General features: G+C 61.0%; 19 protein-coding genes. 8 read left to right on the plus strand and 11 right to left on the minus strand.

Annotated features, from left to right (window positions below):
* The first annotated feature begins 31 nt into the window (after positions 1-31).
* Genes AAF659_RS13230 through AAF659_RS13240 form a run of 3 tightly spaced genes read left to right on the plus strand, consistent with a single transcriptional unit; the run spans position 32 to position 3,071 of the window.
* Positions 32-526, plus strand: a complete 495-nt coding sequence (locus tag AAF659_RS13230; RefSeq protein ID WP_349752251.1) for a hypothetical protein — start codon at positions 32-34, stop codon at positions 524-526.
* Complete coding sequence (locus AAF659_RS13235; RefSeq protein WP_349752252.1) at positions 523-2,382, plus strand: putative nucleotidyltransferase substrate binding domain-containing protein; 1,860 nt, start codon at positions 523-525, stop codon at positions 2,380-2,382. Before AAF659_RS13230 ends, AAF659_RS13235 begins: the two co-directional genes overlap by 4 nt.
* Positions 2,382-3,071, plus strand: a complete 690-nt coding sequence (locus AAF659_RS13240; RefSeq protein WP_349752253.1) for a 3'-5' exonuclease — start codon at positions 2,382-2,384, stop codon at positions 3,069-3,071. The genes AAF659_RS13235 and AAF659_RS13240 overlap by 1 nt, the downstream gene beginning before the upstream one ends.
* A 3-nt stretch (positions 3,072-3,074) precedes the next feature.
* Here the strand turns inward: AAF659_RS13240 and ridA are convergent, their stop codons facing one another.
* The 4 genes from ridA to gmk all read right to left on the minus strand — a co-directional run bounded on the left by ridA (position 3,075) and on the right by gmk (position 6,796).
* Entirely contained in the window at positions 3,075-3,461 is a 387-nt protein-coding gene (ridA, locus tag AAF659_RS13245; protein WP_349752254.1) for a deaminase RidA, read from the minus strand.
* A 62-nt stretch (positions 3,462-3,523) separates the two neighbouring features.
* Positions 3,524-5,650, minus strand: coding sequence for a RelA/SpoT family protein (locus tag AAF659_RS13250; RefSeq protein WP_349752255.1), 2,127 nt, complete (start codon positions 5,648-5,650; stop codon positions 3,524-3,526).
* Between the two features lie 153 nt (positions 5,651-5,803).
* Positions 5,804-6,091, minus strand: coding sequence for a DNA-directed RNA polymerase subunit omega (rpoZ, locus tag AAF659_RS13255; RefSeq protein ID WP_349752256.1), 288 nt, complete (start codon positions 6,089-6,091; stop codon positions 5,804-5,806).
* Between the two features lie 69 nt (positions 6,092-6,160).
* On the minus strand, positions 6,161-6,796 hold the full coding sequence (gmk, locus tag AAF659_RS13260; RefSeq protein WP_349752257.1) for a guanylate kinase: 636 nt from the start codon (positions 6,794-6,796) through the stop codon (positions 6,161-6,163).
* A 186-nt stretch (positions 6,797-6,982) separates the two neighbouring features.
* On the opposite strand from gmk, the gene rph reads away from it, so the two are divergent.
* A complete protein-coding gene (gene rph, locus AAF659_RS13265; RefSeq protein ID WP_349752275.1) occupies positions 6,983-7,699 on the plus strand; it encodes a ribonuclease PH in 717 nt (238 codons plus the stop codon).
* On the opposite strand, the gene AAF659_RS13270 is transcribed toward rph, so the two are convergent.
* Positions 7,700-8,476, minus strand: coding sequence for an exodeoxyribonuclease III (locus AAF659_RS13270; protein WP_349752258.1), 777 nt, complete (start codon positions 8,474-8,476; stop codon positions 7,700-7,702).
* Between the two features lie 57 nt (positions 8,477-8,533).
* Here AAF659_RS13270 and pyrE point away from each other — a divergent pair, with 57 nt between their 5' ends.
* Together pyrE and AAF659_RS13280 are read left to right on the plus strand one after the other, a co-directional pair.
* A complete protein-coding gene (gene pyrE / locus AAF659_RS13275; RefSeq protein WP_349752259.1) occupies positions 8,534-9,202 on the plus strand; it encodes an orotate phosphoribosyltransferase in 669 nt (222 codons plus the stop codon).
* 24 nt (positions 9,203-9,226) lie between these two features.
* Positions 9,227-9,898, plus strand: coding sequence for a DUF4124 domain-containing protein (locus AAF659_RS13280; RefSeq protein ID WP_349752260.1), 672 nt, complete (start codon positions 9,227-9,229; stop codon positions 9,896-9,898).
* Between the two features lie 62 nt (positions 9,899-9,960).
* Here the strand turns inward: AAF659_RS13280 and AAF659_RS13285 are convergent, their stop codons facing one another.
* Positions 9,961-10,359: a hypothetical protein gene (locus AAF659_RS13285; protein WP_349752261.1), complete on the minus strand. Its 399-nt coding sequence runs from the start codon at positions 10,357-10,359 to the stop codon at positions 9,961-9,963.
* Between the two features lie 193 nt (positions 10,360-10,552).
* Between AAF659_RS13285 and polA the strand changes: the two genes are divergently transcribed.
* Entirely contained in the window at positions 10,553-13,267 is a 2,715-nt protein-coding gene (gene polA / locus AAF659_RS13290) for a DNA polymerase I (protein ID WP_349752262.1), read from the plus strand.
* A gap of 51 nt (positions 13,268-13,318) precedes the next feature.
* A complete protein-coding gene (locus AAF659_RS13295) occupies positions 13,319-14,089 on the plus strand; it encodes an adenosylcobinamide-GDP ribazoletransferase (RefSeq protein ID WP_349752263.1) in 771 nt (256 codons plus the stop codon).
* Here AAF659_RS13295 and djlA read toward each other — a convergent pair whose 3' ends face one another.
* The 5 genes from djlA to AAF659_RS13320 form a co-directional block, all read right to left on the minus strand.
* Positions 14,090-14,854 (minus strand): co-chaperone DjlA, encoded by a 765-nt coding sequence (gene djlA / locus AAF659_RS13300; RefSeq protein ID WP_349752264.1) that lies wholly within the window; start codon positions 14,852-14,854, stop codon positions 14,090-14,092.
* Positions 14,855-14,927: 73 nt separating this feature from the next.
* Positions 14,928-16,652: a bifunctional protein-serine/threonine kinase/phosphatase gene (locus tag AAF659_RS13305; protein ID WP_349752265.1), complete on the minus strand. Its 1,725-nt coding sequence runs from the start codon at positions 16,650-16,652 to the stop codon at positions 14,928-14,930.
* A gap of 66 nt (positions 16,653-16,718) precedes the next feature.
* Positions 16,719-17,552 (minus strand): hypothetical protein, encoded by an 834-nt coding sequence (locus AAF659_RS13310; protein WP_349752266.1) that lies wholly within the window; start codon positions 17,550-17,552, stop codon positions 16,719-16,721.
* A 118-nt stretch (positions 17,553-17,670) separates the two neighbouring features.
* Positions 17,671-18,723, minus strand: a complete 1,053-nt coding sequence (locus AAF659_RS13315; RefSeq protein ID WP_349752267.1) for a beta-N-acetylglucosaminidase domain-containing protein — start codon at positions 18,721-18,723, stop codon at positions 17,671-17,673.
* Positions 18,724-18,769: 46 nt separating this feature from the next.
* Complete coding sequence (locus tag AAF659_RS13320; RefSeq protein WP_349752276.1) at positions 18,770-19,624, minus strand: universal stress protein; 855 nt, start codon at positions 19,622-19,624, stop codon at positions 18,770-18,772.
* Positions 19,625-19,626 lie beyond the last annotated feature (2 nt).

Here is a 19,626-nt window from a genome sequence, read left to right on the forward strand (position 1 = left end):
CAATTCCCCTTCCCCTGAACAGAGGCCGTGCATGTTCCGCAATTTCCATTTCATTGTCGCCCTTCTGGTTGCTCCGGCTCTGGCCATATTGGCCTGGTACGCAGCGGATACCATGCTTTCGGACAAAAAAGAGAAGGCGAAGGAAGGTCTGGGCTACGAACTCATCGGTGAATCCAACTGCCGCTATGAGAGTGGCACCTGCACCATGAGCAACGGCAACTTCAAATTGGACATCCAGGTGGACCGCGCCGGCGAGGGTAAGCTGGCGGTGCGACTGGAATCGGCCCATCCACTGGATGCCATGAGCATGGGATGGGTCAATCCCGACGCCGACAGCACGAAACAGACGATGCTGGAAGCGGTCAATGAAAAGGCCACTCGCTGGCAGGGTGTTATCCCCGGCGAGGCGAGTACCAAGGCCCGCATGCGGGTCCTGGCGAGAGCGGACGGCACCAGCTATTACGGCGATGCAAAGACCGTCTTCATCGATTACGAAACCAGTTTCGGGGAGGACTTCCGGAAATGACTGAAACCCAATCGCTGCCGCCCGAGCTGGCCTCAGTCGCGGATTTCATCCGCACGACGCTGCCGTTCAATGTCCTGCCCGAACCCGAAATTGACCGCATTGTGCACGAGATGGAAATCGGCTATTTCCGTAACGGCCATGTGTTCAACGAAAACACCCGGGATCAGGGACTGCGCATTCTACGCAGCGGCGCGGCGGAAATCCGCAGCCAGGATGGTGAGCTGCTCGATCGACTGGCAGAGGGCGAAAGCTTCGCTCTGAGCGGCCTGCTTCAGCAGGAGCCCGGCGTGCGTGCTGTGCTGATTGAGGACAGCCTGATCTACTTCCTCCCCCAAAAGGCCTACCAGGACCTTCGTGGGCGCTTCCGGGATTTCGACCGGTTCTTCCATGGTCAGCGCAGTCGACGTCTGTTCCGCGCGACCCAGAGCATGGTTTCCCCGGACGGCATGCTGACACCCGTCAAAGCCCTGATGGCCACAGATCTGGTCACCACCACCGAGGATACCTCAGTGGCCGAACTGGCGGACATGATGTCGAACCGACGGGTATCCTCCGCACTGGTACTGAACGACGGTAACCTCAGCGGCATTGTCACGGACCGGGACCTGCGCAGCCGGGTGCTGGCAGCGCGGCGTTGCCCTGATACACCGGTCGCCGACATCATGACGGCGAATCCGGTCAGCCTGAAGCACGAGGCGACGCTGTTTGACGCTACCCTGCTGATGACGCGCCACCGCATGCATCACCTGCCTGTGCTTGAGGACCACAAGCCGGTGGGCATCCTGACGACATCGGATCTGATAACCGCCCGCCAGGACGATCCCGTCTACATCGTTCAGCGCCTCTCGCGCCAGGAATCGGTTGCCAACCTGCAGATGGTTCTGCGGGACATTCCCCAGTTCCTTCTGCGCTGGACGGATGCAGGCGTTCCCGCAGACCAGGTCAGCCACATCCTCACCGCCATCAGCGATACCGTGACCAATCGGCTGATCGAGATGGCGCTGGCGGAGCTGGGGCCGGCCCCGGTGCCCTATGCCTGGTTGTGCTTTGGTTCGCAGGCGCGTGCCGAGCAGCTGCTCAACGCGGACCAGGACAACGGGCTGGTCATCTCGGATGAGGCCAATGACGAGGATATGGCCTGGTTCGAACAGCTGGCGACCAGAGTCAGCGACAGCCTCAATGAATGCGGTTATGTCTACTGTGATGGCTACGTGATGGCGACCAACCCCTTCTGGCGGCGCCGGCTTTCCGGTTGGCATGTGGCGGTGGATAACTGGGTCGCGAGCTTCAGTCCGCACCATGTGATGGAGATCAGCATCGCCTTCGATCTGCGCACCGTCCACGGTGATTTCACGCTCACTGAAAAGATCCAGTCGCACATGCTCCAGCGCGTTCAGGCGAACTCCATCTTCCAGGCAGCACTGGCGGAAAACGTGCTGGAAGGCAGTCCGCCTATCGGTATTTTCCGGCGCTTTGTGGTGGAGCGTAATGGCGACCATAAGGATACGCTCAACCTGAAGAAGCGTGGCCTTCTGCCGATCATTGAGATTGTGCGCCTGCATGCGCTGGCGGCCGGAATTGACCGCATCAACACTCTGGAACGACTGGATGAGCTGGCGCGGAGCAAACACATGACCCGCTACGACGCCCGCAACCTGCAGGACGCCCTGCGCTTTCTGATGCAGGTGCGGCTGCAGGTACAGGCGGACCAGATCCGCGAGGGCGAAGAGCTGAGCAACTACTGTAATCCCCGTAATCTGCCCAAGCTTGCACGCGAGCAGTTGCGGGACGCCTTCCAGCTGGTCGACAGCGCCCAGAAATCCGTGCGCCTGGCCTATCGCCAGGGCATGCGTTGATGTGGCTGACCCGCGCCCGCCACGAGCGGGCACGGCGACGCTATGCCCGTCACCCCTTCCCGGAGCCGACGCTGGAGCGGCTGCTGGCAACGCCCTGGCCGGACACCAGCGCCCGCTGGGACGAGGTGGACTGGCTGGCGATTGACCTGGAGACCACCGGGCTGGACCCGAAAACGGGCTACATCATCAGCTTCGGGTGGGTGGCCGTGGACCAGGGCCGGATCCGGCTGGATACCGCCCGGCACCTGCTGATCGACAGCCGCAATCTGGTGGGCGACAGCGCCACCATCCATCACATCCGGGATGCGGACCGCAGCGAGGGCGTAGACTTGCCCGCAGCCCTGCGCATGCTGGCACGGGCGCTGACCGAGCGGATCGCGGTCATGCATCACGCGCCACTGGATGTGGGATTTCTGCGCGCCGCCTACCGGGAGCAGTTCGGCATGGATTGGTTCCAACCCACTGCGGACACACTGACACTGGAGAAAAAGCGTCTGTTTCAGCGCGATCAGAACCTGCCGCGCAATGTATTGCGGCTGAACAGCTGCCGCGAACGCTACGGGTTGCCGGATACCAAGGCACACAATGCACTGGAGGATGCTCTGGCCTGTGGGGAGCTTTTCATGGCCTGGGCCCGCCACTACGGAGGTGACGGCCCCAGGGTCAAGAACTGCCTCAGCCGGGTCTGAGCTCTACTTCAGCACCATGATGGCATCCATCTCCACCTGGGCGCCCTTGGGCAGGGCGGCCACGCCAATGGCAGCACGCGCGGGGTACGGCTCACCAAAGACGGTCGCCATGATCTCATTGACCGTGGCGAAGTTGGCCATGTCCGTAAGATAGATATTGAGCTTGACCAGATCCTGAATACGACCACCGGAGGCCTCGCAAACCGCCTTCAGGTTTTCGAACACGCGATTGACCTGCTCCGCGAAGCCGCCCGGGACCAGTTCCATGGTATCCGGGTCCAGCGGAATCTGGCCCGAGAGATAGACGGTATCGCCTGCCTTCACGGCCTGTGAGTAGGGTCCAATAGCTTCGGGTGCGTTATCCGTCTGGATGATGGACTTGTTCGTCATGGGTTACGGCTTTCCTGTCGTCTGTACCGGAATACTGATGCTCGCCTGCCGGCGCGGCGCTGTCAACGCCGCACCCGCGTAACCGACTTGACGGTACGCTGGTTGCGGATGCGGCGCATGATCCGTGCCAGCTGCTGACGCCCGCTCACATGCAGCGTCATAACAACGACACTGTGGCGGGCGTCGTGTTCATCCACATTGATGCCCTCGAGATTCGCCTCGGCCTGGGCTACCGTGTTGGCCAGTTCAGCAATCAGGCCGCGCTTACGCGCGGTTTCCACCCGCAGCTCCACCGAGAAATCATCGGTAATGTTCTTGGCCCAGCTCAGATACACCAGCTCGGCGGAATCGGCATCCAGGTGGCGCACACTCTCACAGCGCTCCGAGTGGATCACCATACCATTGCCGGAGCTCATACGGCCGACAATGGGGTCCCCCGGGATGGGATCGCAGCAGTCCGCAAACTGGATCACCGAGCCTTCGCTTCCCGCAATGGTCATGGTCTGGCCTGCGCGGGTCTCTTCCAGAGCCGGTGTGATATCGCTGTCGTCCCCGTTCTCCGGCGCCAGCTGGCGGGCGATGATGTAAGCCATGCGGTTGCCAAGCCCGATGTCCGCCAGCAGCCGGTCAAAGTCCTCCGCCTGGTTATGCGCCAGCACCCGCTCGATACGCCACTGACCAATATCATCCAGACGTGACCCGAGACTTTTGAGCGAGCGGCTGAGAAGCTGCCGGCCCAGCTCGACCGACTCCCGGCGCTCCTGGGTCTTGAGAAAATGACGGATGCTGGAGCGGGCCTTACCGGTCACCACATAATTGAGCCATACAGAGCTCGGCCTGGCACCAGGCGCGGTGATGATCTCCACTGTCTGGCCACTGTAAAGTGGCTGGCTAAGCGAAGCCAGCTGGCGATCCACCCGGCAGGCCACACAGGCATTGCCAATATCCGTGTGGATGGCATAGGCGAAATCCACCGCCGTGGCGCCGCGCGGCAGTGCCATAATACGGCCCTTGGGGGTGAACACGTAGATCTCATCCGGGAAAAGGTCGACCTTCACGTGCTCGATGAACTCCAGCGAGTCATCCGCCCGCTCACTCATCTCCATCAACCCTTCCAGCCAGCGATCCACCCGTTTCTGATTGACCTCGCCCACGCCAGAGTCGTACTTGTACATCCAGTGGGCGGCAATGCCGTGGTTGGCCACACTTTCCATCTCCTCGGTGCGGATCTGGATCTCAATGTTCACATGCTTGCCGAACAGCGTGGTGTGCAGTGACTGGTAGCCATTGGCCTTGGGCATGGCAATGTAGTCCTTGAACCGCCCCGGAAGCGGCTTGTACACGCTGTGGACGGCCCCCAGGATGCGATAGCAGTCATCCACAGAGTCGGTGATGATCCGGAAGGCGTACACATCCATGATCTCACCAAATGATTTGTGCTTGAACTTCATCTTGTTGTAGATGGAGTTCAGATGCTTCTCACGCCCGATTATGCGCCCTGAAAGCCCGCGCTCCTGCAGCTTATCCTCCAGGCTGGTACGGATCTCGTCGATAATCTCATGATGCTCACCACGCAGCTTACGCACGGCCTTGGCGATGTACTGTGAGCGCATGGGGTACATAGCGGCAAAGCCCAGATCTTCCAACTCCACACACAGACTGTGCATGCCAAGCCGGTGAGCAATAGGCGCGTAGATGTCGAGGGTTTCGGTGGCAATGCGGCGGCGTTTCTCGGGGTTGAGCGGCCCCAGAGTGCGCATGTTGTGCAGCCGGTCCGCCAGTTTGACCAGAATCACGCGGATGTCACGCGCCATGGCCAGGGTCATCTTCTGAAAGTTTTCCGCCTGGGCCTCGGCGCGTGAACGGAACTCAATCTGGGTTAGCTTGCTGACGCCATCCACCAGTTCGGCGACCGGCGCACCGAACTGTTCTACCAGCGCATCCTTGGGAATCCCGGTGTCTTCGATAACGTCATGAAGCATGGCCGCCATCAGGCTCTGGTGGTCCAGATTAAGCTGCGCCAGGATGTTGGCCACCGCTAACGGGTGACTGATATAGCGCTCGCCGCTGCGCCGATACTGCCCCTCATGGGCCTGTTCCGCGTAGAAATAGGCCCGCCTGACCTGGTTGACCTTATGATCATCCAGATAGTTTCCGAGGCGTTGCGCCAGTGCGTCGATGGTCGACATGAGCTGTTCAGGATGCTCCGCGAGGTGATGTTTGTCCGGTTACTTCCCTGCCCTTTCGCTGATTCCCTTGCCTTCCCTTTCCAGAGTATAGCTTGTGCGGACACAAAAAAACCGGGGCGTGCCCGGTTTCTCCGCAAACAATGCCGGCATGCTTCAGCTCTCGGCTTCGCCCTGCTCGCCGGATAATGGTACTCCGGCGCTGGCGGCAGGTGCTTGCACGGATTCCGCCAGTGCACGCTCATCGGCTTCAACGGTTGCAAAACTGATCTTGCCTTCCGCTATTTCACGCAGAGCCAGCACTGTGGGCTTATCATTCTCCGGCGCGACCTTGGGGTTACTGCCATAGCTCGCCAGCTGGCGGGCCCGCTTGGTGGAGAGCATGACAAGCTGAAAGCGGTTGTCGACGTGGTCCAGACAGTCCTCAACGGTGACGCGTGCCATGGATTACCTCTGTTTGTCTGTGGGTCACTGGAGATCACGCAGTGTAACCCACTGATTGCTTTCTGGCCATCATTGATCGGCCCGTGACAACGCTGTGAGAAGGGTTTCATGGCGCTGGCTCTGGCGGCTCAGGCACTGACGCTGGGCGCGGAACACCACCAGCAGCTCATCCAAGGCGCGCTCGAAGTCATCATTGACCACGAGGTAATCGTATTCAGCCACATGCCGACACTCTTCGGCCGCTTCACGCAGACGGCGCTCAATCACCTCACTACTGTCCTGGCCGCGCCCCTGAAGACGCTCACGCAGCGCCTCCGGCGAGGGCGGCACCAGGAAGACCGATACCGCATGCGGGCGCAGATGCCGGATCTGCTGGGCACCCTGCCAGTCGATCTCCAGAATCACATCGCGCCCGGCGGCAAGCTGCTCATCCACCCAGTCACCGGAGGTACCGTAATAGTTGTCGAACACCTGTGCATGCTCCAGAAACGTACCCGCTTCCATGAGTGACAGAAACTCCTGCTCGGTGACGAAATGATAGTTGACGCCATCCTGCTCCCCGGCACGTGCCGGTCGGGTGGTATGCGACACCGAGACGGTCAGGGCCGGATCACGCGCCAGCACCTCCGACACCAGGCTGGTCTTGCCCGCTCCGGATGGGGCCGACACCACAAATAGCGTGCCCAGGTAAGGCTGCTCACTCATGTCTGGATTACTCCACATTCTGTACTTGTTCGATCAGCACTTTGATCGCCGCTGCGTCGCAAGAGGCATCAGACGCTCGGAAATCAACCCATGAGTGTATCACCGCTGGCAAGCGCACGCCCGCAGCTCTGGCCTGGCGTGCTAGACTCGCTGATCCCGATCATCCATCAAACCGGAGGAGCGAGCATGCGCCCAAGTGGCCGAAACCCCGACCAACTGCGCAACATCCGCCTGACCCGCCACTACAACAAGCACGCTGAGGGAGCCGTTCTTGCTGAATTCGGCGATACTCAGGTCATCTGCACCGCCAGCGTGGAAAACAAGGTGCCCCCTTTTCTCAAAGGCCAGGGCCAGGGCTGGGTGACCGCCGAGTACGGCATGCTGCCTCGCTCCACCGGCGACCGTATGGGGCGCGAGGCCAGCCGCGGCAAGCAGGGTGGGCGCACCATCGAGATTCAGCGTCTGATCGGACGCTCACTGCGCGCTGCGGTGGACCTGGAGGCGCTGGGCGAGCACAGCATCGTGATTGACTGCGACGTGATCCAGGCCGATGGCGGCACCCGCACAGCGGCTATCACTGGCGGCTGCGTCGCCCTGGTGGATGCCCTCAACACGCTGGTGGCCAACGGCCGGCTGAGCCGCAGCCCGCTCAAGCAGATGGTGGGCGCGATTTCAGTAGGTGTCTATGACGGCACACCGGTTCTGGATCTGGACTACCCGGAAGATTCCACAGCGGAAACCGACATGAACGTGATCATGACGGACAAGGGTGGTTTCATCGAGATTCAGGGCACGGCGGAAGGCGAAGCATTTGAACAGCAGGAACTGGACTCCATGCTGGGGCTCGCCCGCAAAGGTATCAACGAGCTGTTTGAGGCCCAGAAGACCGTGCTCGCCGGCTAATTACTCCGGCGAGATGCGATAGTCCATCACCACGGGCGCGTGGTCCGAAAAGCCCGCGTCCGTGTCGATCCGGCCATCCTCCACCACGCCATGCAGACCGGGCGTCAGCATCTGGTAATCCGTCCGCCAGCCGGGCGTACGGAGCCAGTTGCGGGCCCATTGGGGCCACCAGCTGGCCACCCTGTCATCAGGCTCCAGAGAGCGGAAAGCATCCAGATAGCCCTGCTGGTTGAAAAGCTCATCCATCCAGGCTCGTTCATGGGGCAGAAATCCCGAAACCGGCTGACGATGGAAAAACGAGTCCGCATCCTCGTCCCGGTGGGCCGTTTGAAGGTTACCACAGATGATGTACTGGCGGCGCTTGCGCGCGGTCTTGCCGGTGTGGCTCAACAACGCCTCCATAAACGCATTACGCGCGCTGTCGTCACCGGCCTCATCCAGCCCAGGCGTCAGCACCGATGCAACGCTGAGATTCTGGAAGTCCGCCTGAAGGTAACGCCCCTCGCTATCCGCCGGACCGTAATTGAAGCCGTAGATGATGGCTTTGGGGAAATGCCGGGTATAGAAGCCAACACCGCCGCTCTCCGGGTTCTCCGCGTCCACAAACCAAGCCTGATAGCCCTCGGGGGTCAGACCGGGATCATCCTCGATCTCGGCCAGGCTCACCCGGTGATCCTGCAACGCGACAACGTCTGCATCCTGTGTTGCGAGCCACTCGAAAAACCCGCGCTTGATTGCCTCCCGCAACCCGTTGACACTAACCGTAACGACCCGCATAAATGATTCCAGTCCCGATTTGCGTGTATCATACCCATGCTTGCCAACGGACAAAACATGCCGAGCATAAAGGGCCTTATGATCCAGACCTATCAAAGAGAGTTCATTGAGTTCGCCATCGCCCGCAAGGTGCTGCGCTTCGGGGAGTTCGAGCTGAAATCCGGTCGCACCAGCCCCTATTTTTTCAATACCGGGCTGTTCCAGCGGGGCAGCGACCTGGCCCGGCTTGGCCAGGCCTACGCCCAGGCACTCACCCGTAGTGATCTGAGCTACGACATGATCTTCGGGCCGGCCTACAAAGGCATCCCGCTGGCCACGGCAACCGCCTCGGCTCTGGCCACTCATCACCGGCTGGACCTGCCCTGGGCATTCAACCGCAAGGAAGACAAGGCACACGGTGAAGGCGGCGATATTGTAGGTGCCCCGCTGGAAGGCCGCGTTCTGATTGTGGACGATGTTATCACTGCCGGTACCGCTGTCCGCGAGTCCATCGAGCGCATCCAGCAGGCGGGAGCGACACCGGCTGGCGTGCTGGTGGCTCTGGACCGCCAGGAGAAGGGCCACGCCGAGCGCTCGGCAATCCAGGAAGTTGAAGCGCAGTTCGGCCTCCCGGTGGTCAGCATCATCAGCCTGAACCAGATTCTGGCATACCTGCGGGAACTGCCTGACATGGGCGATTACGCGGAACAGGTGGCCCGCTACCGAGATACCTACGGCGTGATCTGACCACGCGGACTGGAGACAACGCCGATGTACCGATGGTTACTAACTGCTCTGTGCCTGACTCTGGCCGCCCCGGTCACGGCCGAGATGTACCGTTATGAGACAGAAGACGGCAAAACGGTCATGAGCAACACCCTGCCGCAGGAAGCGCTTCAGCAGGGTTATGAAGTGCTCAACACCAGCGGACGGGTCATCGAGACGGTACCGCCACCGCCTACCGAAGAGGAGCTGGCCGAGCGCCGCCGCGAACGCGAACGCCAAAAAAAGCTGGAACAGAAACGCGAGGCGCAGAAAAAGCGCGACCGCCAGCTTCTGCGCCAGTACAGCGCCCCGGACGATGCTGTGCGTGCGCTGCACCGCAAGCTGCGTGAGCGCTTCGGGACTGTTCGACTCAAGCTCGCCAACATCCGCAACATCGAGGGCCAGATCAAAAATCTCCAGAACCGCGCCGCCAACCAGGAACGAGCGGGCCGGGAAGTGGCTGACTCCCTGCGGCAAAAACTCGAACGACTGCGTGCGGAAAAAGCCGCTCTGCTGAACGAGATCCAGAATGAAATCGACGAAGCCGAAACAACCCGGGCGGATTATCGGGACAGGGTTGAACGCCTGGAAACCCTGACTGACAAGGACCGGACCCTGCCTCTGACCATTCCTGAGGAGGAGACAGCTCGCGAGGAGCTGGCTACGGTGGGTAAGTAAATCCCATAAAAACGGGCAGTGGCTTTCGCCACTGCCCGCCTGAGCTCAAACCGTCTGCCTATTTACGCCGAGGCTTGGCTCTCAGTCTGCTTCTTGGCACCACCAGTGCCCTTCTTCGCACCACTGGCCTGCTTCTGGCCACTCGTCTGAGCCTCGCTGCTGCTCTGCTGCTCAGCCTTCTGTTGCGTCTGCGCGGCTTCGCTGTCAAAACGGCCGATCAGGTTGTCAGCATAGTCACCCAGCCGCTTATTCCATACGCGCAGGGCTTCATACGCTGTATTGGCGTAGTCGTCGTGCTTGGAGCGCACGGACGTCACACTGTAGCTCTTGGCCTGCTTTTCCACCTTCTCAGCAAGCTCAAAAGGACGCTCGGCCAGGTTCTTGTGCTGCTTCTCAACCGTGTTGATGCCTCTTTCGATAACGTCCTGAACCTGCTGTTGATAATCGCGAATCTTACTCATGATGAACCTCCTTGGGATCGATCGGTTCGACGCGTCTGCGCCAATTGATTACTTCACCATGGACGTTACGGCGAATAATTAGAATACGCATACTAACGGTGTAAAAAGGTGGGGTTGCAGGCGCTCGGGATAACGCCATAATGGCGACCATACTGTAACACTCAGCGTCACCATACCCTGAAGCGACACGTCCATGATTGAGCTTAGCAAAGACCGCCCTGTCGTCCTGGTGGACGGCTCCTCCTATCTGTTCCGCGCCTTCCATGCCCTGCCACCGCTGGCCACCTCCACAGGCCAGCCCACAGGAGCAATTAAAGGCGTAATCAGTATGATCCGGCGACTGCAACAGGACTACCCAGGTTCCCCGATTGCCGTGGTTTTCGACCCCCGGGGCAAGACCTTCCGGCATGAGATGTATGAGGCCTATAAGGCCAACCGTCCGGCGATGCCCGAGGAGCTGGCAGGGCAGATCAAGCCCATACACGAGATCATCCGCGCCATGGGTCTGCCACTGCTCATTGAAGATGGCATGGAGGCGGATGATGTGATCGGAACCCTGGCCAACGAAGCCACGGACAAGGGCGTGGACGTGATCATCTCGACGGGTGACAAGGACATGGCACAGCTGGTCAGCAACCATGTCTCGCTGATCAACACCATGAACGAAACCACCATGGACCGGGACGGCGTCATCGAAAAGTTCGGCGTGAAGCCCGAGCAGATCGTGGACTATCTGGCCCTGGTGGGCGACAGCGTGGACAACATTCCGGGCGTGACCAAATGCGGGCCCAAGACCGCTGTGAAGTGGCTCCAGCAGTATGGCGACCTGGATAACCTGATGGCTCACGCGGATGAGGTGGGCGGCAAGATTGGCGACAACCTGCGGGCCGCGCTGGATCAGCTGCCGCTGAGCCGGGACCTGGCGCGCATCCGCACGGAGCTGGATCTGGGCTATAGCATCGAGGCGCTGGATCCGGAGCCGGTGGACCAGGATCAACTGCTGGACCAATTCCGGGAGATGGAATTCCGCGGCTGGATTAACGAAATGGAAAACGGCAGCGACACTGAGTCATCCGGTTCGCCGGCTCCAGCCCAGGTAAGCACCGAGTACCACACGGTTCTGGATCAGCAAGCGCTGGACACCTGGCTCAGCACCCTGCGCCAGGTGCCCGCCTTCGCTTTTGATACGGAAACCACCAGCCTCAACTACATGGACGCACGCATTGTCGGTGTGTCCTTCGCTGTTGAGGCGGGCGTCGCGGCCTACGTGCCTCTGGGCCACAATTATCTGGGCGCACCGGAGCAGCTGCAATGCGAGGCGGTACTGGAACAGCTGCGACCGCTTCTGGAAGACCCGGAGTGCATCAAGATCGGCCAGAACCTCAAATACGACATCAACGTCCTGGCCAATCACGGCTTGACCCTGCGCGGTGGCATTGAAGACACCATGCTGCAGTCCTATGTGCTGAACGCTTCCGGCTCACGCCATGACATGGGGACTCTGGCCCGGCGCTATCTGGAGCGCGAGGTCACAAGCTTCCAGAGCATTGCGGGCAAGGGGGCCAAACAGAAGCGCTTTGACGAGATAGAGCTGGAGACCGCCGGCCACTACGCCGCCGAGGACGCGGACATCACCCTGCAGCTGTACGAAATCCTGCGCCCACGCCTGCGGGCCGATCAGGCCCTGGAATCGGTCTACCACGACATCGAGCTGCCACTGGTGCCGGTACTCGCCCATATGGAATACCGCGGCACCCTGGTGGACGCCAATCTGCTTGCAACTCAGAGCGGCGAACTGGCCGAACGCATGAAGGCGTTGGAGGAACAAGCCTGGGAGCAGGCCGGCGAAGAGTTCAATCTGGGCTCGCCGCAGCAGCTGCAGAAGGTGTTCTACGATAAACTGGGCATGCCGGTACTGAAGAAGACGCCCAAGGGCGCCCCCTCCACAGCGGAATCAGTACTGCAAGAACTGGCGGAGGACTACGAGCTGCCACGCCTGATCCTCGAGCACCGCAGCCTGAGCAAGCTCAAATCCACCTACACCGACCGGTTACCGGAGGTGATCACCCCGCGCACCGGGCGCATCCACACCTCCTACCACCAGGCGGTGACGGCCACGGGGCGGCTGTCCTCTTCAGATCCGAACCTGCAGAACATTCCCATCCGCACCGAAGAGGGCCGGCGCATCCGTCAGGCGTTCATCGCACCGGAAGGTTACTCGCTGATCGCGGCGGACTATTCGCAGATTGAACTTCGCATCATGGCGCACCTGTCCGGGGATCAGGGGCTACTGAACGCCTTTGCCCATGGCGAGGATATCCATAAGGCCACAGCCTCAGAGGTGTTCGGTGTGTCGCGGGACGACGTCAGTGATTCCCAGCGCCGGGATGCCAAGGCGATCAACTTCGGGCTCATCTATGGTATGTCGGCCTGGGGACTGGGTCGCCAGCTGGACATCCCCCGGGATGAGGCCCAGGGCTACATTGACCGCTATTTCGAGCGTTACCCGGGGGTGCTGGCGTACATGGACCGGATCCGCAAGACAGCCCATGAGCAGGGCTATGTGGAGACGCTTTTCGGGCGGCGGCTCTACCTGCCGGAGATCAACAGCCGCAACGGGCAGCTGCGCCAGGGCGCAGAGCGTACCGCCATCAACGCGCCCATGCAGGGCACGGCGGCGGACATCATCAAGAGGGCGATGGTGATGGTTGAGGACAGGATCGCGGATTCCGGGTTTGATGCCCGGATGACAATGCAGGTGCATGACGAGCTGATTGTGGAGGTTCGGGAGGATCAGGTTTCGCAACTGAGTTCTTTGCTGGAGGAGCTGATGAGTGGGGCGGCTGATCTGGCGGTACCTTTGCTTGTGGAGGCTGGTGTTGGGAAGAACTGGGATGAGGCCCACTGAGGTGATATCCCCGGGTAGTCTCGCTGCTAAGGAAAACAACCAGGACTTCTCATGAAAATTGCCTGGAAACACGAATGGCAGGCCTTCTGGCTCTGTATGGGCTTCATCAGCCGTATTCCGATGCTGGCGCGGATTGATTATTCGCAGCAGCTGATGAACCACAGCAGTATGTATTTCCCGCTGGCAGGGCTGGTGCTGGGGGCGCTCTATGCGCTGGTGTATCAGGCGTTGATGGCGCTCTTCCCTTTAGTGGTGGCTGTCATCGGGGTGGTGATCGTCCATCTGTGGCTCACCGGGGCCTTTCATGAGGACGGGCTGGCGGATGCGGTGGATGCGCTCGGGGGCGGGTTCACTGTGGACAAGCGCCTTTCGATCATGAAGGACAGCCGCATTGGCACCTACGGAACGGTCGCTCTGGTCGGGGCGCTGGCGTTGAAGGTGGCGTTACTGGTGGAGCTCGCGCCACTGCCGGTCTGGGCGGTGCTGTTGTTTACGCCAGCCCTGGCGCGCATGACGCCGTTATTTCTCATGGCAGTGATGCCGTATGTGACGGAGTCGGATACGAGCAAGACCAAGCCGGTAGCCAATACGTTCCCGATGCCCCGCCTGGCGGTGGCGACGGTGTTCAGCGTGCTGCTGACGGGGGCGGGTGTGTGCTGGCTGCCAGAGCTGATGATGGCCTTTGTGGTGTCTACCACACTGGTGGGCGTGCTTTGGGGGTGGCAGCTGCACCGCGCTCTCGGTGGGTATACCGGTGATGCGCTCGGTGCGTCCATCGTCCTGACGGAACTGTCACTGCTGGCCCTTCTGGTGGCGCTGTAGTCAGGCCGCGGCTTCACGCGCCTTTTTGATGCGGTCGTAGGCGTTGGCGATCTCCTGCGTCTTCTCTTCCGCCATCTCGCGCATGCTTTCGGGCATGCCGCGACCAGCGAGCTTGTCCGGGTGGTTCTCGCTCATCAGCTTGCGGTAGGCTTTCTTGAGTTCCGCATCGCTCGCCTCCGGGGAAACCCCGAGCACCTTGTAGGCATCGTCCAGTGACTGTTGCTGTTCTGCCGCGCTGCCAGCCGCGCCACCGCGCAGCAACGCCTCGAGCTGCTCCACCTGGCTTTCCGACAGCCCCAGCCCGCGGGCAATGCGCACCAGCATCTCGTGTTCGTTCTCGTGCACTTCACCGTCGGCGGCTACAGCGGCCACCTGCACCTGCAGGAACATCTGCAACAGCCCGCTCTGGCCGCCGCTGCGGCGCAGAAATTCGCGCAGTTCGGCATCCAGATCAAAGTCATCGGACTTGCCGCGATTGAAGGCGGTTTTTGCGGCGTCACGCTGACTCTGGCTCAGGTTAAAGCGCTCGAACAGACCTTCGGCCACCTGGATCTCATCCTCGGTAACAACGCCATCGGCCTTGCAGAGCGCACCCATGACCGCAAAGACGGACTCCATGAAACGTGATTGCACAGCGCGGATGCGCTTATACAGCTTCAGACGGCCCCAGTAGACCAGGCCAGCGCCCATGAGCGCCCCTATGATGGCACCGCCCAACCCAAACGCCGAACCGATCAGGCCACCGATCAGGATCGCAAGGAACATTCAGACTCTCTCCATTGGTAACCCGCGAAATTGCCGCCATGGTAAAGCAATGCCCGGGCGCAGGACAGACGCATCAAAGAAGTAGCACCAACAGGACTGCTACGGTCACTGCCAGCACCAGCGATACGCCCTGCCAGAACCGCACCGGATCCCGTTCTGCCAGAGGCAGTGGGGCCTGCTTTTGGGCGTTGGGGTAGCGGAGGTTAAAAGTGAACTCCGATAGCGCCTCGTGGCGCCTGTTCGGGTCCGGATGCAGCGCTCTGCGCAGCACACCATCGAGCCAGATGGGCAGCTCCGGGTTGTAGTTGCGAACCGAGTGATAGCGCAGGCGATTCAGGGCAGCCCGGTTTCGGGCCTGAGCTACCTCCGTACCATACGGCAGCTGACCGGTTAGCATCTGATAGGTGATCACGCCCAATGAATAGATGTCCGACCGGGCCGTGCCCTGGCGCTCCAGAAAATACTCCGGAGCGGAATAGGCCGCAGTGCCCAGCGGCCCCTCATCAATGGTGCCCGGGAACATTTCCATGACGCCTGGAACCCGAGTAGAGCCGAAATCGATCAGCTTGGCAGTACCCTCCTGATCAACCATCACATTGGCTGGGCGCAGGTCCCGGTGGATCATCTCCAGGCGGTGAAACGCCTGCAGTCCGCTGGCGATCTGCTCCACCATAGCGCGGACAGTCTCAAGCGTCGGTCGCGGGTTATCTGTCATCCACTGGGCCAGGGTTTGACCCTCGATGAACTCCATGACGGTGTAGAGACAATGACGTTCATGGGATGGCGGGCGGGCACTGGCCACGTGCCCATGATTGAGCCGCTGGGCGATCCATTCCTCCATCAGGAAACGCTCCAGCTGGCCTGCGTTATCACGCACTTCCGTGGCCGGTGCCTTCAACGCCACCCACTCCCCGGTAGTCTCATTCACCGCCAGATAGACATGGCTGCGAGCACTGGCGTGCAGTTGCCGCAGGATCCGGTAGCCCTCAAACATCAGGGGCGGATTCAGCGCAGGCGGAAATGGCAAGCCAATCAGGTACTGGACAGCCTCGACTGGCTGTGCCTGTTCCGGGACGCTGTCCACGCGCACCACCTGCACCGTGAGATTGTCGTCACTGCCGTTTTTACAGGCCTGATCCAGGATCCGGCGAGCCACTCCGTCAAGATCTTCGCCACCTTCACTGATCGCCTGCGCCATGGCTGGCGCCGGTGTGAACTCATGCACACCGTCCGTGGTCAGTATGAACACATCTCCTGGCTGGATGCCGAGGCGAAGGTAATCGATCTCAACGCGCTCATCCCCGCCCATCGCCCGAGCCAGATGGCTTTCTTCCCGGGAGATCCAGAGCCGGTGATCCTCTGTAAGCTGCTCCAGGGTTCCGCCCTGTAACCGGTAGATGCGGCTGTCGCCCACATGGAAAAGATGCGCGAAAGTGCCCTTGAACACCAGGGCACTGAGGGTGCAGACGTAGCCGCGGTCCATGTCGTATCGATACTGGCTGCGCCGGGTCTGAGCATGAAGCCAGGAGTTGGTTGCGGCGATCACCCGCTGAGCGGCGGTGCTGACGGACCAAGCCTCGGGGGTAGCATAGTAGTCCTCAAAGAAGCCAGCGACTGCCGCCTGGCTGGCAACCTGACTTACATCACTGCTGCCGATGCCGTCCGCCAGGGCAACAGCAACGCCTTTGGTTTCCAGTTCACCGCTTTGCGGACGGCATGCACCATAAAAGTCCTGGTTGACACTCTTTTGCCCCTTGCTGGAGCACTGCCCCAAGGAGACTGTAAGCTTGGATGCCATGATTGCGGGGCCGCCTTGCCTTGCCGGGTGAATGACCCAACGGTCTATGCATGTGCGGTACCAGCATCAGGAACTGCCCAGCCAGCAGCGATAGAACCAGGCCATCACGCCGCCCTCCGAGCGCCCACGCTCGATTTCTTCACGATACTCGGCGACATCCTCACCTGCAGCCTCTCGAGCCTGCAACTGCTGCTGCAGGCGCTGATACTCACTATCGGTCAACGGAGGGTGTTGAGCTGGCTTCATATTGACGTAGGCTGCGGGCCCACCGCCGACGCTGCACATCAGGATGTTGCCGCCGGCCACCGTTGTATTGCTGGCGCTTTCGGACGCTGTGGCGCTTGCAGCAGCCTCCCCGGCCTCAGAAGCAGATGTGGTGTCCGCTTCCTCCTGAGACTGCGATTCAGGTCCAGATTCAGATTCAGGTTCAGGTTCAGGTTCAGGCTCAGGTTCAGGCTCAGGTTCAGGTTCAGGCTCAGGCTCAGGTTCCGGCTCCGGTTCCGGCTCAGGTTCCGGCCCAGGCTCCGGTTCCGGCTCAGGCTCGGGTTCAGGTTCTGGCTCAGCCTCAGGTTTCCGAGCCGCGTCACCGTTTTCCCCGGTACGGTTCTGATCGTCGCCGCCACTCCCGGACTGCCCGGAATCAGCCGCCTGTCCGGTGGCCTCATCCGAGCCCGTTTCGGGCTCATCAGGTGTGGATCCATTGCCGGAGGAAGAACGCTCGTCCTGACCTTCCGTGGCTTGCGTGATCTGTGGTTCGGGGGACCCCGATGTCTCCGCGGTTTTCCGTGATTCCGCCTTGCTGGTGTCGGTCGTTTGATCACTGTAATCCGACTGCCAGTAACCGCCGGCACACCCTGTCAGGGCGAGCGACGTAATAGCCAATAACACCGTGCGTTTCATTAAGAGCCCCGTCGTATTGGATTATTGTTCAGAATGACGTGCTGGTTCGCATTAGAGCTAATTTCTAACATGACTGCCAGAAAGTCAGCGTGTCAGGGCGCACACTTCAATGAATCTGTCACGGCCCGGGCCCGGAACATGCCGATCCATCCAGCCATGCCACCACCTCGCGCGCGGCGGGATGATCCCAGAGGGCATAGATATCGCGCAGGCGCTGCTTGTCACGACTCGCCGAGTGCCGACCCGCGTCCTGAAGCACTGGCAGGTCCGCAAACATCTGTGCCGCCAGGGATTCTCCAAGCACCTCAACCATCGCCGCGAGTGTGGATTCCATGTACTGGTAAGCGTTGCCTTGATGATAGCTGTCGGCCAGTGTGAGGGCGGGAATGCACGAGAGCGTGGGCTGCAGGGCGGGGTTGATGGCGTGGGCGGAACACAGAGGCGCAATCGCTGCTGGACGGCCAGTGAAACCGCGCAGGTGCAGGTGGTCGGCCAAGGCGCTACTGTCATTGACTGGGTAATTATCCCAGAGGAAGGGGCGGCGCTGGAGCTGATCCGCCACCCGTTCCAGATGCCCGGATGACCATTGGCGGGCACAGATTTCCTCGCCCGCCCAGGCAATTTCAATGCTGCTGTCGAGCAACGCGCCCAGCGTTTCCAGATAGCCTGCCGGACGGCGACCGAAGAGCGCATCCAGCATGGGATCATCCGAATAATAGCTGGGGCAGACAATGATCCGCTCCGCGGCGCAATGCGCACGTACCCAGTGAACCAATTCCACCTGACGGGCTGCGAGCTCCGGAAGATCCGCGAGCGCGTCATCAAACTGGATCACCAGATCCTGGACGCCGATCCCATCGAGGAACTGCAGCCGGTGCAGCAGGGCCTGGCGTATGATGTCGTCAAAGGAGGCAAGTGCCCCGAGGGGGCTCAGCCCCACCCCGAAACGGACGCCCTGCATCCGGCAAGCCGAGGCAAACTCTGCCATCGCGGCCTGCGTCTTTTCGGATACAGGCTCAAACCACTGCTCGCGCAGCAGGGGGTCGCCCTTGGGAGCGTAAATGTAGAACCCATAGCCGTGATAACTCAGCCGCTCCATCACACGCCGGCGTGTGCTCCAGGACCACACCGGCCCGTAAAAGCCCTCGATGATGCCAAGCGGTGGCAGCATACCCCTCCCGACGATTCTGGTTGAGACACTGGACCGCAGAGTGCGGCTAGCGGAGCAGGAGCAGCGGTATCCGGGTCCGGCGCAGCATATCCGTCGTCGTGCTGCCCACCAGAAGATGCCGGATGCGGGAATGACCATAGGCCCCCATTACCAGCATATCGATGCCCTGCTCCTGCTGGTAGGCATGCAGCGTACTCTCCACTTCACCCGCACGGATAGCTCCCTCAGCTTCGTGGCCGGCCCCGCGCAGGGTCTCGAGCGCCCACTCCAGCTGGGCTCGGTTATCCGCAAGGTCCGCGCCCACGATAAGAACGTGTACGGTGACACCTTCGAACAGTGGGCTCCGTGCCAGCAACTCCACGCCCTTGCGAGTGGTCCTGTTGCCATCAAAGGCCATCAATACCTTTTCCGGACGGTTGAAAGAGTCCGGCACCATCAGGATGGGGCGATGGAGGGTGCGGATCACCCGTTCCAGGTTAGAGCCCAGGTGCTCACTCGCCTGGTCAACGCCCTCGCCCCGCTTACCGAGTACCAACAGGCGAGTCTCATCCTGGAGTTCTTCCAATGTCTCCACCAGCGTGCCGTTGCGCTGGCGGGTGCCGGCCGCGTTCACGCCGTACTCTGTGGCCCGCTCCTTGGCTGACTGCAACATCAGCCGCCCCTGCTCCTGGGCCACCCTCGCCCGCTCCTCATCAAGACGTGACAGTTCCTCCATCAAGTGTTCGCGTGCGCCCAGACTGAGGTTGCCGGAAAGATCCTGCTCCGACGGGGCGGCATGGTTGTCGTTCACATGCAGGAAGGTCAGCGGCACTTCGAGTGCCAGGCTGGCCCAGGCGGCGCAGTCGCAGACCGCTTGCGAGAACTGTGAGCCGTCGATCGCGGCCATTACCTTTTCAGTCATGT

It is taken from the genome of Salicola sp. Rm-C-2C1-2, assembly GCF_040196175.1.
Classification (GTDB): Bacteria; Pseudomonadota; Gammaproteobacteria; order Pseudomonadales; family Oleiphilaceae; genus Halospina.

What these genes read in the sequence shown, in the direction of transcription:
- rph (WP_349752275.1), top strand. Translation starts at nt 6,983, where the DNA reads ATGCGCCCAAGTGGCCGAAACCCCGACCAACTGCGCAACATCCGCCTG.
- rpoZ (WP_349752256.1), bottom strand. Translation starts at nt 6,091, where the DNA reads ATGGCACGCGTCACCGTTGAGGACTGTCTGGACCACGTCGACAACCGC.
- AAF659_RS13240 (WP_349752253.1), top strand. Translation starts at nt 2,382, where the DNA reads ATGTGGCTGACCCGCGCCCGCCACGAGCGGGCACGGCGACGCTATGCC.
- AAF659_RS13280 (WP_349752260.1), top strand. Translation starts at nt 9,227, where the DNA reads ATGTACCGATGGTTACTAACTGCTCTGTGCCTGACTCTGGCCGCCCCG.
- djlA (WP_349752264.1), bottom strand. Translation starts at nt 14,854, where the DNA reads ATGTTCCTTGCGATCCTGATCGGTGGCCTGATCGGTTCGGCGTTTGGG.
- AAF659_RS13250 (WP_349752255.1), bottom strand. Translation starts at nt 5,650, where the DNA reads ATGTCGACCATCGACGCACTGGCGCAACGCCTCGGAAACTATCTGGAT.
- AAF659_RS13285 (WP_349752261.1), bottom strand. Translation starts at nt 10,359, where the DNA reads ATGAGTAAGATTCGCGATTATCAACAGCAGGTTCAGGACGTTATCGAA.
- AAF659_RS13295 (WP_349752263.1), top strand. Translation starts at nt 13,319, where the DNA reads ATGAAAATTGCCTGGAAACACGAATGGCAGGCCTTCTGGCTCTGTATG.
- AAF659_RS13230 (WP_349752251.1), top strand. Translation starts at nt 32, where the DNA reads ATGTTCCGCAATTTCCATTTCATTGTCGCCCTTCTGGTTGCTCCGGCT.
- AAF659_RS13235 (WP_349752252.1), top strand. Translation starts at nt 523, where the DNA reads ATGACTGAAACCCAATCGCTGCCGCCCGAGCTGGCCTCAGTCGCGGAT.
- AAF659_RS13320 (WP_349752276.1), bottom strand. Translation starts at nt 19,624, where the DNA reads ATGACTGAAAAGGTAATGGCCGCGATCGACGGCTCACAGTTCTCGCAA.
- polA (WP_349752262.1), top strand. Translation starts at nt 10,553, where the DNA reads ATGATTGAGCTTAGCAAAGACCGCCCTGTCGTCCTGGTGGACGGCTCC.
- AAF659_RS13315 (WP_349752267.1), bottom strand. Translation starts at nt 18,723, where the DNA reads ATGCTGCCACCGCTTGGCATCATCGAGGGCTTTTACGGGCCGGTGTGG.
- pyrE (WP_349752259.1), top strand. Translation starts at nt 8,534, where the DNA reads ATGCCGAGCATAAAGGGCCTTATGATCCAGACCTATCAAAGAGAGTTC.
- AAF659_RS13305 (WP_349752265.1), bottom strand. Translation starts at nt 16,652, where the DNA reads ATGGCATCCAAGCTTACAGTCTCCTTGGGGCAGTGCTCCAGCAAGGGG.
- AAF659_RS13310 (WP_349752266.1), bottom strand. Translation starts at nt 17,552, where the DNA reads ATGAAACGCACGGTGTTATTGGCTATTACGTCGCTCGCCCTGACAGGG.
- AAF659_RS13270 (WP_349752258.1), bottom strand. Translation starts at nt 8,476, where the DNA reads ATGCGGGTCGTTACGGTTAGTGTCAACGGGTTGCGGGAGGCAATCAAG.
- gmk (WP_349752257.1), bottom strand. Translation starts at nt 6,796, where the DNA reads ATGAGTGAGCAGCCTTACCTGGGCACGCTATTTGTGGTGTCGGCCCCA.
- ridA (WP_349752254.1), bottom strand. Translation starts at nt 3,461, where the DNA reads ATGACGAACAAGTCCATCATCCAGACGGATAACGCACCCGAAGCTATT.